We start from the raw sequence: 12,311 nt of genomic DNA, 5'->3' as shown, positions 1-12,311 counted from the left end.
ACTTTGAATCCATATCGTCCCCAACGTAATTATGGCTGTCGCATCCGAGATGGGTTTAGTTATTACGGAATGCGTACGGTTGTCATTGAAAATGAACTCTTGCGCATCTCCATCTTGGTGGATAAAGGCACTGAAATCTTCGAATTCTTATATAAACCAATCGATATGGACTTCATGTGGTTGACCGAGAATGGCGTGCAAAATCCGAATAGTTACTTATCAACGTCAGATGATCCGATCGCAGCATTCATTGATTATTACCCTGGCGGATGGCAGGAAGTATTTCCTAATGGAGGGTCTTCAAGCAGCTATGGGGGAGCTCAGTTCGGCCAACACGGCGAAGTAGCACACATGCCTTGGTATTATGAAGTCGTCGAGGATAGGGCGGAGAGAATTACAGTTAGATTCAGCGTTCGGACGAAGAAAGTACCTTTCACATTATCAAAAACGATGTCCCTTGTAAGTGGGGAGGCGACGCTGTACATCGAAGAAGAAGTAGAAAATTTAAGTGGGTATTCACAACGATATATGTGGGGACAGCATATTGCTTTAGGTAAACCCTTTTTAGATGAAAACTGTCACATACATATGCCACCTGGGGTACGCATAATAACAGAAGATGCAAGTAAAAATCCATCGGGTCGTGTGAAGCGCGGGCATGAGTATGAATGGCCGCTTGCGTATAATGAGCTTGGTGAGCTTGTCGATTTATCACAGCTACCTCCTAAAAGGACACCTTCCGAGATCGTATATTTGACGGGCTTCGGTAATAAAGGGTGGTATTCGGTCGTAAACGAACAGAAGGGATTGGGCATGAAAGTTGAATGGGACGCGAGGACGCTTCCCTATCTATGGTACTGGCAAGAGTTTGGCGCGACCACAAGTTATCCGTGGTATGGAAGGCATTATAATATTGGTCTTGAGCCATTTGCGGGTTACCCTACGTATGGCATCGATGAAGCTATTCGCAACGGCTCAGCGGGCTCGATTGCTCCCTTTGAGCATAAAAAGTTCACTATGCAAGTTCGTGTATTTACCTAGATGCAAAGGGGCTGTCCCGTAAGTAGGGGACAGCCCGTTCTTTCATCGCTAAGCTTCTTTAATAATGTGGAAGTTCGGCTTCACTTTGGTGAAATTTGGATTCTCCCCGCTGACCATTAACCCCATGCCCCAGTCAAAGTGCTCTTGCGTGGTCGGGAAATCACTCGCCTCCCGATATTGGAACAACACATTTCTCCGTGTTCTGGAGCTCTTATTCGAAGATGAACCATGGATCGTTAAGTAATTGAAGAATAGGACATCGCCAGCTTCCGCTTCACAAGGTGTTCCCATATGGATCGGATACTCTTTATGATTCAGATAATGCGTGCCGATATGCTGCAAGCTTCCTGCAAGATGGGAGCCCGGAATAACGCGCAGACAGCCATTCTCTTCATCGGCACGATCCAAGTGAACGCTTGCTGCTAACATCGTATGCTTCTCATGCGGGAAATACGGATAATCTTGATGCATCGGGAAGGCAGCGCCATTCTCAGGTGGCTTGACAAGCATTTTGGAATGATGGAGCTGAACGTTGGGCCCAATAATTTGTCTCAAAACCGCTACCATATTCGGGTGAATGACGGCTCGCATGAAGGAGGCATCGTGATAATGCACATCATGAAAGCCTTTTAGAACAAGCTTTTTCAGCTCTTCAGCAGGTAAATAGTCCCCTTGCCAAGCAGCATTTCTATCGGCTTTCGCGTGTGCGGCACGCAGAATAATGTTCTCAACAGCTTCTCGCATCTCCATAACTTCCGCTTCATTAAATACCCCTTTTACAAGCAAGTATCCATTTTCTTTGTAAAAATCGACATCTTTGGATTGTATCATCGTACCATGCCTCCATTTTATGGTTGCTCATTAAGTCTCTTTCTATTTATAATTATAGGAGATTATGCCATAGTAATCTTTTTCAACAGAGGACATAGTTTTGCACAATAAGGACATTTTTCTCGAAAAGGTGAGGCTCTTGTATCAGTATAAGGAAACGTATGCGATGTTGAATGAAGCTTTAACGGTCATCCAAGGTTCGCAAGCTGTCTTTAAAGTGCATTATTGGGGTGTTAATCCTTGTTTGTATGATAATCAGCCTCATAAGCATTCTTTTTTTGAGATTTGTTACATTTTGGATGGAGATGGTCTGTATTCAGAGGAAGACATGGTCTATCCACTACGAGCAGGTACGCTTTTTTGCTCAAAACCCGGCATTACCCACCAAATTCGTACGGAAAAAGGGTTAAACATTTTATATATTGCTTTCGAGCTAGATGAGACCTTATGTGATGATGCAATGCGTGAAGCATTCAATGGGCTTGCACTCCACGGTGATGCTGTTCTATATGAGGCAGATGATGTACCTACTGTGCAATTATGGCGATCACTTCTCATCCGAGAGGGGCATGGGAGTCTCCCGTATACGGCTATTCATTCGGTTGCCTATGCTTTGCTGGTGTCGTTCCCTGCTATATTCGGAAGGCAATCCAAGATGCCCGTCATTCGGCATAAAAGTACACATATTTTGATGCGCCGAGCCAAGCTTTATATCCGTGATAATCTCTCGCAAGCACTTCAGCTTAAAGATGTTGCAAGCTATTTGAGCGTTTCGGAGCGGCATCTGTCGCGCCTATTTTCAGAGGGAATCCATGAGAGCTTCACGAATTTCATTCGGAGTGAACGTATTCGCCAAGCGGCCCATCTGCTGCTGAGCAGCGACCTGCCGATTAAAGAAATTGCTGAAATGACGGGGTTTTCTTCCGTTCATTATTTTACTCGTACGTTCTTACTGGAGAAGAAGGTTCCGCCTGGCCGTTTCCGTCAAAAAGAGAAACGTTAGAATGGCTAACAATTTGCTACTTATGTAAATTCTACCCATAACGTATAATGGGATTAGTCTATAAACATTTTAATCAGTGAGAGGATGATTCCCGTGTTCAAGAAGTTTGCAGCAGATGCATTAGGCTTAAGTGATATTGGTAAAGTAATTAGTCCAGCGGATTTTGATAAGGTTGATTCTGATGATTATGTGATGCATGAGGATGGCGAGAAAATTTACTTCATTATTAAATCCAAGAAGGATGAATATTGCTTTACGAACCTTGCACTCATCCATTTAGATGGAGATAGTGCGATTAGCTCTAAGCGAGTGCTGAAACGTTTCAGCTACCATACACATGCGATTTCCCAAGTGTATATGGAAACGGCAGGAACGATCGATCTAGATGTTGAGATCAAATTCATTATTGGTAACACGAACTTCTCCATTGATGTGGATAAAAAGCAAATTGAACAGATCAAAGATTTGTACAAAGCTTTGATTAAAATTTCCGAGACAGTAGCTCATAATGACGAATTGTTCGAATACGCTAAGCAAAGCGTAGCTGTTGCGAAGGAAGCGACTGGTCGTATCTCCACACAAACGACTTCTCCTGTTACTCAATTCGATGCGATTACGGAGTCCACCTACAACTGGTTGAAAGGTAAGCATACGGAGTTGAAGGTTAAGGATTTCGGTGCTATCTTTGAGCGTTATATTAATAATTAAGAGTACAAGTAAGTTTGTTTTGCGAAGTGCAATAGAGTTTGCCGTAGTGAAGAAGCAATTATATTAAGCGTGAAGTACACGCCGCTAGCTCCTGTTTGTTGGAGTTGGCGGCGTTTTATTTTTCTAGGGAGGCGGCAGATGTGTTCGAGAAGGAATATGAGATCTTTTGGAATAAGCAAGTACGACAAGCACAAGGTCAGAGACTGGACATGCTGGGCAGGGATTTGACGGGAACGAAGAAACTTTTGGAGGTGGTACTGTTGCCTGTATTGGGGACGTTTGAAGGTTTGGAACTTGAATTTGAAATGATAAGTTTGTCAGGTGTGAAGATTTATGGGGACGTATGTCATCCCAAACTGCGGAAGTTAGCTTCGTTATGCACGCTGAGAAAATTACAAGAGACCGGTTCTCATTCGAAAGGGCACGGGCGCGAAGTGTCGCGATGCTTGGGTACACATATTTCCCGTATAGCCGAGATGAGCTTGAGAAAAAGACGAGTTTCTGTCAAAGAAACCTGTACGAATGGATTGGCCGATTCGGCAATGCACAGGGTTCTGGGTTGCTTCAGCTACCGGTTTATAAACGGGAAGTTTTGAGGTTTGGATTACTTTGTAATAAGCCTTTCCAAGTGGTTGATGTGTGCGGATGGCTGAAGCTTAAAAGAGTGGCTTTTGGACGAATTTTGAAAAATATGGAAGGTTTAACAAGAAACCATAAATTCATGGTTACTGAAAAAGCGGCAGCACTATTGCATGGGAAAATTAAGAGCGGCTTGATAGTCTACGAAAGAGACTAACTCGAGCGCGCCGGCGACAAATGAACTAGAGTTAGTTCACTGATTTCGATCTACCTCACATGCCTACCTCATTGTTATTGATGCACATTACCTCTGTATGGAAATTTCTCTCATATAAGCCACATTTCTTGAATACATATATGTAAAGTGACCTGCATGTCCAACCAAGAATTGAATGAGCCAAGGGGATGAGCATAGACCATGAAAGAAATTTCGATTCTGGGAATAGGCACCGCTGTGCCTGAATTCCGTCTTGACCAAGCAGATACTTCTGGGCGATTAACGGAAGCATTACGATATAACCCTAACTCTGCCCGTTGGGCAAAGAAAATTTTCAAACAATGCGGCGTAGAGACGAGATATACTTGCGAACCGAATCTGCTTCAAACAGCGGAGCATTGTCGGTACTTTTCACAATCGAATCAAGAAGCACCATCGACTTCCGATCGGATGGCTACCTATAAAAGGGAGTCAGTTCCCTTAGCTTTACAAGCGGCTGAGAAAGCCCTGAGTGATGCCAAAGTTGACGTGTCTGACATCACGCATCTGATCACTGTAAGCTGTACAGGACAGTTCTTGCCAGGGCTAGATGCCGCATTGACGCAGCAGTTGGGACTAGCTGCCAATGTGAATCGGATCCCTTTCAATTTCCTGGGCTGCGCTGCCGGATTGAAGGCTGTGTGTTTGTCCCGTCAAATCGCTTCCAGCAACCCGTTTGCCAAAATCCTAGTCGTCTGCGTGGAATTGTGTACCCTCCATATCCAGCCTTCAAGTGATCGTGAGGCTTTATTTGGCGCTTCCTTTTTCGGAGATGGGGCTTCGTCCTGTGTAGTCGGTGTCGCAAGTGAGCAGCAGCATCCCATTTTTCAATTAGGTAATGATCATTCGATTCTTCTGCAAGATTGCGCAGATGAAATGAAATGGGAAGTAGGGAATCACGGTTTTGATCTGTATTTGTCTCCGAATATTCCTAAGTTAATTGGGACCTGGATTCCCGAACAAGTCGCGCATCTGCTTGATGGCGGACCTAAACCGGAGCTTTGGGCGATTCATCCAGGAGGTAAAGGGATTATTGATGCGTTGGAGGAGGTTTACGGATTAACCGCTGAAGAAACGCGACCTAGCCGCACAGTATTGCGCAATTATGGCAATATGTCCTCGGCTACGATCCTTTTCGTCCTAGATGAAATGAGGCAGGAACTGGCGAACCGCGGAGCGGGACCGACAAGTGGGCTATCTCTTGCATTCGGGCCAGGACTTACCTGTGAAATGATTCAATTCACCTATCAAGGTGTAGCCGCCATACAAGAAACGAAGTTAGATGAAACGTATGTTTAAGGGGCTCAAACAACGGGCAATGCAGCATGAATTAATGGATGACTTCTCGTCGGGAGGCCCCGAGCTTCGGCAAGCTTTGCAACATTTGCGTCGGCTTAATCGTATTTTTGGCGCTGCAGGGCCTACATTGTATGGTTTTAAACGCTTATGGCTGCAAGCTGGCAAACCGAAGACATTAACGATTCTGGATGTTGGATCTGGTTCTGGTGATGTCAATCGCCATCTATTACGCTGGGCCGATGAGAATGGCGTAGAACTGCGTATTACGCTAGTCGATATTACCGAGGAAGCGTGTGCAGAGGCGCGCGAGTTCTTCCGTACAGAGCCACGTGTAAGCGTGATGCGGAGCAGTTTATTTCAGCTACCGGAAAATGGGGTCGATATTACAACCGGCACGCAATTTGTGCATCATTTTACGAATACAGAGCTTCCGCAAGTTGTGGGTTGTATGCTGAATGCATCCCGATTAGGTGTTGTCATTAATGATATTCATCGGCATTGGATTGCCTGGGGGGCTGTGTGGGTTACGGCTCGCGTTATCTCTAAGAATCGTTATATTCTGAATGATGGTCCCTTATCGGTAGCCAAAGGCTTTCGTGCGAAGGATTGGACGATGCTACGCCAATCATTGGACCTCTCCGACATGATCGTCTCTTGGAGACCCTTGTTCAGGTATGCGGTCGTCATTGTGAAAAGGGAGCGGGAACGATGACTCACATCTATGATGCAGCCGTTATCGGTGCTGGAATCGCAGGCAGCGTGATGGCCAAGTCGCTAGCTGATCATGGTTGGGATACGGTGCTGTTCGATCGTAAAACATTCCCAAGGCATAAGGTATGCGGGGAATTTCTATCCCCAGAATCTCTCGCGATGCTTAAAAAACTTGGACTACGTGAAGCAGTAGCTGCCCTAAAGCCAAGTGCGATCAAGCGGACAAGCTTAATCCTAAGTCGGGGAAAACCATTGGAGATTGCTCTTCCAGGAATAGCTTGGGGTATAAGCCGCTATCAGCTTGACGCAACGCTTCATCAAGCGGCTTTACGCGCAGGAGTTCAGCTGCAGACGGAAACAACGGTGATGTCTGTGAAACCCGGTGAGCAGGGATACCTCATAACTACGAAGCAGCGCGGTGTGGTTCACGAATATCAGGTACGTGCCGTTATTGCTGCTTGTGGCGCAACGGCTGTTTCTGGGCTGCAAAGCCAAACACCCCGCGACGCCATATCCATCAAAGGGGCGCATTTAGGCGTGAAATCCCACTATACAGGGTTGAATATGGATGGGGTTGTCGAGCTCTATTTTTTTGAAGGCGGCTACCTAGGTCTATCCCCGATTGAAGATGGGTTCGTGAATGTGGCAGCACTATTGGAACGAGAGGCTTTTCTGAAGACGGACAAATCCATTCTAGGGTTGATCGAGGCGGCATGCGCTAGGCATAGTAAGCTATCAGATCGCTTATCTTCTGCACAACCTGTTGCTGGCACACAAGCGGCTGTTGCACCTGTACAGTTAACACGTAAGCCCCTTGCGTGGGATATGTTTCCACGTTTAGGAGACGCTGCTATGATGCTGCCGCCGCTTTGTGGTGACGGGATGTCGATGGCGCTCCGCTCGGTAATGTTATGTGCACCATTCGCATCACGATATCTGAAGGGTCAGATCAGCTTAGTTGAATGGGAACGGGACTATACGGGGGCCATACATCGGGAATTCAAAGGGCCCTTGAAGTGGGGACATCGGTTGCAAGGGATGTTAGCTGTTCCATATTTGCCCAGCGTGATGCTTGCTGCAGCAAAGTTCACACCTGGATTGGCAGATCGATTCGTGCAAGCGACTAGACTGAAAGAGACTGAGAATTAAGGGGAGGGTTATGATCTTGCATAAACTAGCCCTGATATCCCTTCGATATCCCAAAACCATTGTCTTATTCTGGATCTTATTCTTCCTGTATTTTGGATGGTATGCCCTCAAGCTGCCTACGGTTCTGAAGGATCATGGGTTGATTTCGGATGGCGCCTTTGCCAAGGTCGAGCAAACACTCGCCACTGATTTTCACATTCCAGCGAATCCCGTCATTCTTGTATTTGAGAAAAATAACAAACTGGAGCCCCAGCTATTTGAGCGGTATTTACAGCAAGATTTGTTAACTTTGCACACCATGCAAGGCTTAAGAGAGATCATATCTCCGCTCGAACAGGAAGGGATGATCCAAGGGAATTACGCCTATGCGCTGCTTGGATTCGAGCAAAGTCCACATGATATGGAGCCTGTATTGCGTGAAATTCAGACACGATTACCCGGGCATCGAGAGATGAAAGTTTCGTTGACAGGGAAGTCCGTTGTGCAAGAAGATGTCAACCGAGCGAGTCAGCATGATTTGAGAAAAGCGGAAAGCTTAGGCATCCCGGCGGCTTTTTTGATTCTTTGGCTGGCATTTGGCGGGATGACTTCCTCGCTGATTCCTATCATCGTTGGCATTTTTGGCGTTACGAGCACGATGGGTATCATGTATGGGATAGGAACAAGAATTGATTTATCTAACTTTGTACTGAATGTTATTCCGATGGTAGGTCTGGCTCTGAGCATAGATTTTGCCTTGATGATGGTGAGTCGTTTTCGTGAGGAAATTCATGTTCTCCCTGTTGGACAAGCCATCCTAACTACGATGACAACAGCTGGAAGAGCCGTCTTATTCTCGGCACTTAGTGTTTTTTTAGGCCTCATGGGAATATTGTTCATTCCACTACCTATATTTTCGACCATTGCCTTGGGTGCAATGACTGTGTTAGCTGTCTCTGTTATGCTGACGCTAACGTTAGTGCCGGCGCTTCTAACCCTGTGGTGGCCAGCCATTCGAGCTGAACGTAGACCGCTTTATACGACAAAAGGTACGAACAATTTGTGGTTTGCCATGGCACGATTTGTGATGAGTAGACCTGTCCAAATGAGCCTACTTGCTGCTTGCATCCTCATTTGTTGTTTCCTGCCGCTGATACAGATGAAATTATCCATACCGGATGCGACCTCTTTGCCGAAAGGCTATGAATCCCGCGCAGCATTCGAGGCATATCAAACACATTTTGGAACGAAAACAAGTTCAGATGTCTATCTAGTTGCCACTGGGAAAATAACTCAATTAACCCAAAGTGATTGGAAGAACGCTTCTTTACTCGTACAAAAGTTAGAGAGGGATCCACTCGTTGAAAGGGTAGATTCGATTTATTCGAAATTACGAATGTCACATGATCAGCTCTATGTGTTATCTCAAAATCCGAATACGAGAGTGCATTACGAGCGTGTATTTGAAGCTTTTGTTCATAAGAATGAGATGTTCGTAAAGGTTCAATTACAAGGTGAACCCTCCTCACAGCAAGTGATGGATTGGGTGAGACGTTGGGGAATAAAGGGGGAATCAGGAACGCTCCCATTCCTTCTAGGTGGTGAGGCGAAGTATCAGCAGGAGATCTTCGATGATATTTTTAACAATTTAATCTATGTACTCCTGTTCATACTCATTTCGAACTATGTGGTCTTATTCATCGCTTTCCGTTCCATTCTCATCCCCTTGAAAACAATCCTCATGAACCTCCTGAGCTTAGGTGCGTCTTTCGGGATTCTAGCTTGGCTATTTGAAGAGGGGCATTTCGGCTTAGAACCGAGTAGGATCGCCATTATGATTCCTGTGTTTATCTTTGGACTGGCGTTTGGGATTTCGATGGATTACGGCGTTTTCTTAGTATCGCGCATCTATGAGGAGTACCAGCGGACGCATGATAATCAGCGATCTGTGCTAGCCGGCTTAGGGTCCATAAGTAAGATTATCAACTCTGCGGCAGCGATCATGATTGCGGTCACGTTACCGTTTGCTTTCGGAGATGTTGTTGGCGTAAGGCAGCTTGGCATTGGCATTGCAGCTGCGATCTTTATTGACGCGACGGTGATTAGGTTGGTGCTTGTACCTGCGTTAATGGTCATACTTGGCAAATGGAACTGGTGGGGACCAGGTGGGAGAAGGACGCGTACATAAGTGGAGTCGGCTATAGCTGTATATTTTTCAGTTAATGCCTGCGTCAAACCCAAGGTTGAACTATTTTGTTGACCCAACCTGTAAAAGCCCGTTAACATCCGCGCAATTGGATGTTAACGGGTTATTCTTATGTGAATTTGTTGGTTTCATCTACTATTTCACATCAATGACGACCGTACCAGAGACCAAGCCTTGTGCTTCAGCCTTCACGACGATCTGGCCGGACGTGATGCCAGCTCTAACATAGGCAAGCAGCTTGCCGTGATGGGCTTTCCTAAATTTTGAGCGATACGGCTCTAAATCCTGTACATCGCCGTTTTCTATGCCAATGATTTCACCAGGTCCATCGATGGATAGTCGTATGAGATCGTCTGCGAGATACACATATTTACCATGGCTGTCTGTGATCTCGATCTCAATATGAGCAATATCCTGTCCATTAGCACTCAATTCTGATATATCTACCCGTAAAATCAATTGGTCCGGTTGTGTGGCTGTTTCCAACGTACATGCACATCCGATACCCTCCGCGCTTCTGGCAACGACGTTCAAAATCCCTTCCTCAAAGCCGACTTCCCATGTCAGGTAGCCTAGCGAAGAATCATTCAGCTTCTTCGTTCCTAGCGACCGTTCATTAAGGAAGAGCTCTGCCTCCTCGCAGTTGGTATAACAGATGACATCCAGCTGATCGCCAGGCTTCCAGTTCCAGTGTGGCGCACCGCCATGCCATCTTTTGATACTTGTATAAGCGGGATCTTCTTTACTAGCCGTGGCTAGAAAAGCCATCGGTTCCGCGCTCCATAGGCTCTGACGGAAGTAATAGCTGGCTTTCTTAAAGCCGGCAAGATCCATGAATCCGGCTTGCGAAGCTCGAATAGGCCAGCCTTTGGCTTCGCCCATATAATCGATTCCTGTCCAAATAAATTGCGCACATATCGCGTCGTTGTCTTTGACGGCAAGCCAGGCCTCTAGGCTCGCGCTGTTTTCACTGCCAAAGGTAACCCGATTCGGATATTGCTGCCGCGCCTCCTCGTAGAGATGCTCTTTGTAATTGTAGCCCACCACATCCAATGTATCCGCATAGCCAATTAAATTCGCTAATTTGGGAAAGGCCAGAGCGGCAGTAACGGGTCTAGTCATATCGCATTCCTTCACATAGCGCACTAGTTTTTTTGCGATCGTAGTCAGTCTATCACTTTGCGGTTTATTCGGATCATATTCGCGCTCGGCGGCAGGTTTGTTGGCATCGTTATTGCCGGTCATGGTTTGAAAATACGGGTGACAATAGGGATCATTTGGATAATCTACTTCATTTCCGATACTCCATAAAATGATAGAGGGGTGATTCCGATCCCGCAAAACCATCTCTTTGATATCCAATTCTCCCCACTGAGGGAAATCCTCATAGTAGCCAAAATGCTTAGGCGGGTACACGTTGTGTCCTGTGGACCATTTGTGCTTCACGCCTTCCCATTCGTCAAACGCTTCATCAATGACGAGAAATCCCATGCGGTCGCATAAATCGAGCAAAAGAGGAGCAGGCGGATTATGACTCATTCGAATGGCGTTACAGCCCATTTCTTGAAGAGCCTGCAATCTACGCTCCCATACGGTGACTGGAACAGCAGCACCGAGTGTTCCTGCATCATGATGAACGCATACACCTTTTATTTTCATATTCACGCCATTTAAGAAGAAGCCCTTATCGGCATCAAATTCAAACCACCGAATGCCCACAGTGGTGTTCACGTGGTCGATGACTTCACCATTCTTCCTAATCTCCGTACATAAGACGTACAAATCTGGGGTGTCAGGAGACCATAGATGAGGGGAAGTCACGATGAGCGTTTGATTTATTTCCATACAGGAGTCAGTCTTAACGACAATCTCGTCGCCTACGGATTCGATCAGGCTTCCGCCCGCATCCCTTAAGGTATTGGAAAGCTCAATGGTCTCATCTGCTTGTGACTCGTTGGATAATCGTATGTTAACAGCAACGGTAGCTTGATCTTCCGAAACTTCAGGTGTTGTAACAAATACACCATAGTGATCGATATGTATCGCATCTGTGATCGTGATATAAACATCTCTATAAATGCCTGACCCAGTAAACCATCTGGAGTCAGCAATATCTTGGTGGTCCACTTTGACAGAAATGATATTTTCCTGTTTCCCAAAGGAGATGAAATCAGTGATGTCATAGGTAAAACTGCTGTAGCCGTAGGGACGTTTCCCCAGATAATAGCTGTTGCACCATACTTGGGCGTTATTATAGACCCCTTCGAAGGTAATGTTTACGCGTTTGCCTGCCAATTCCTGAGGAAGCACTAAGTTTTTACGATACCAACCTATGCCGCCAGGCAAGTAGCCTGTACCACTGGAATGCTCTTGTGAAAATGGTTCTTCAACGGACCAATCATGAGGAAGCGTCACATCACGCCAACTTGAATCTTCAAAACCTCTGTACCAGGCTTGGGATTCATCCCCTCTGAGAAACTTCCAATTCACATTGATATTTTCAATGATTCTGCTCCTATTCATCGTCTTACTCCCTTCTCATCTGAGCA

Annotated in this window: 10 protein-coding genes; 8 read left to right on the top strand and 2 right to left on the bottom strand. The window is 45.9% G+C overall.

The features are described 5' to 3' along the window. The first annotated feature begins 3 nt into the window (after positions 1-3). Positions 4-1,041 (top strand): DUF4432 family protein, encoded by a 1,038-nt coding sequence (locus L6I86_RS00185; RefSeq protein ID WP_236283900.1) that lies wholly within the window; start codon positions 4-6, stop codon positions 1,039-1,041. Between the two features lie 48 nt (positions 1,042-1,089). On the opposite strand, the gene L6I86_RS00180 is transcribed toward L6I86_RS00185, so the two are convergent. Next, the gene (locus tag L6I86_RS00180) at positions 1,090-1,872 is read right to left on the bottom strand and encodes a phytanoyl-CoA dioxygenase family protein (RefSeq protein ID WP_236283899.1); all 783 of its coding nucleotides are present in this window, start codon (positions 1,870-1,872) and stop codon (positions 1,090-1,092) included. Positions 1,873-2,011: 139 nt separating this feature from the next. On the opposite strand from L6I86_RS00180, the gene L6I86_RS00175 reads away from it, so the two are divergent. The 7 genes from L6I86_RS00175 to L6I86_RS00145 all read left to right on the top strand — a co-directional run bounded on the left by L6I86_RS00175 (position 2,012) and on the right by L6I86_RS00145 (position 9,744). Further along, positions 2,012-2,875, top strand: coding sequence for an AraC family transcriptional regulator (locus L6I86_RS00175; RefSeq protein ID WP_236283898.1), 864 nt, complete (start codon positions 2,012-2,014; stop codon positions 2,873-2,875). A 93-nt stretch (positions 2,876-2,968) separates the two neighbouring features. Then, positions 2,969-3,583: a PH domain-containing protein gene (locus L6I86_RS00170; protein ID WP_056620153.1), complete on the top strand. Its 615-nt coding sequence runs from the start codon at positions 2,969-2,971 to the stop codon at positions 3,581-3,583. 140 nt (positions 3,584-3,723) lie between these two features. Continuing rightward, positions 3,724-4,179 carry a hypothetical protein gene (locus L6I86_RS00165; protein ID WP_236283897.1) on the top strand — a complete coding sequence of 152 codons (456 nt, stop codon included), beginning with the start codon at positions 3,724-3,726 and terminating at the stop codon, positions 4,177-4,179. A 401-nt stretch (positions 4,180-4,580) separates the two neighbouring features. After that, positions 4,581-5,717 (top strand): type III polyketide synthase, encoded by a 1,137-nt coding sequence (locus L6I86_RS00160; RefSeq protein ID WP_236283896.1) that lies wholly within the window; start codon positions 4,581-4,583, stop codon positions 5,715-5,717. Beyond that, positions 5,710-6,429 carry a methyltransferase domain-containing protein gene (locus L6I86_RS00155; RefSeq protein WP_236284349.1) on the top strand — a complete coding sequence of 240 codons (720 nt, stop codon included), beginning with the start codon at positions 5,710-5,712 and terminating at the stop codon, positions 6,427-6,429. The genes L6I86_RS00160 and L6I86_RS00155 overlap by 8 nt, the downstream gene beginning before the upstream one ends. Next, complete coding sequence (locus L6I86_RS00150; protein WP_236283895.1) at positions 6,426-7,577, top strand: NAD(P)/FAD-dependent oxidoreductase; 1,152 nt, start codon at positions 6,426-6,428, stop codon at positions 7,575-7,577. The genes L6I86_RS00155 and L6I86_RS00150 overlap by 4 nt, the downstream gene beginning before the upstream one ends. Positions 7,578-7,587: 10 nt before the next feature. After that, positions 7,588-9,744, top strand: coding sequence for an MMPL family transporter (locus L6I86_RS00145; RefSeq protein WP_236283894.1), 2,157 nt, complete (start codon positions 7,588-7,590; stop codon positions 9,742-9,744). Positions 9,745-9,897: 153 nt separating this feature from the next. Here L6I86_RS00145 and L6I86_RS00140 read toward each other — a convergent pair whose 3' ends face one another. Next, the gene (locus L6I86_RS00140) at positions 9,898-12,285 is read right to left on the bottom strand and encodes a glycoside hydrolase family 2 TIM barrel-domain containing protein (protein WP_236283893.1); all 2,388 of its coding nucleotides are present in this window, start codon (positions 12,283-12,285) and stop codon (positions 9,898-9,900) included. Positions 12,286-12,311: the final 26 nt, after the last annotated feature.

This window comes from Paenibacillus allorhizoplanae (assembly GCF_927798215.1).
Lineage (GTDB): Bacteria > Bacillota > Bacilli > Paenibacillales > NBRC-103111 > Paenibacillus_E > Paenibacillus_E allorhizoplanae.
Note: the sequence above shows the minus strand (reverse complement) of the source record. Positions and strands in the feature narration are given on the sequence as shown.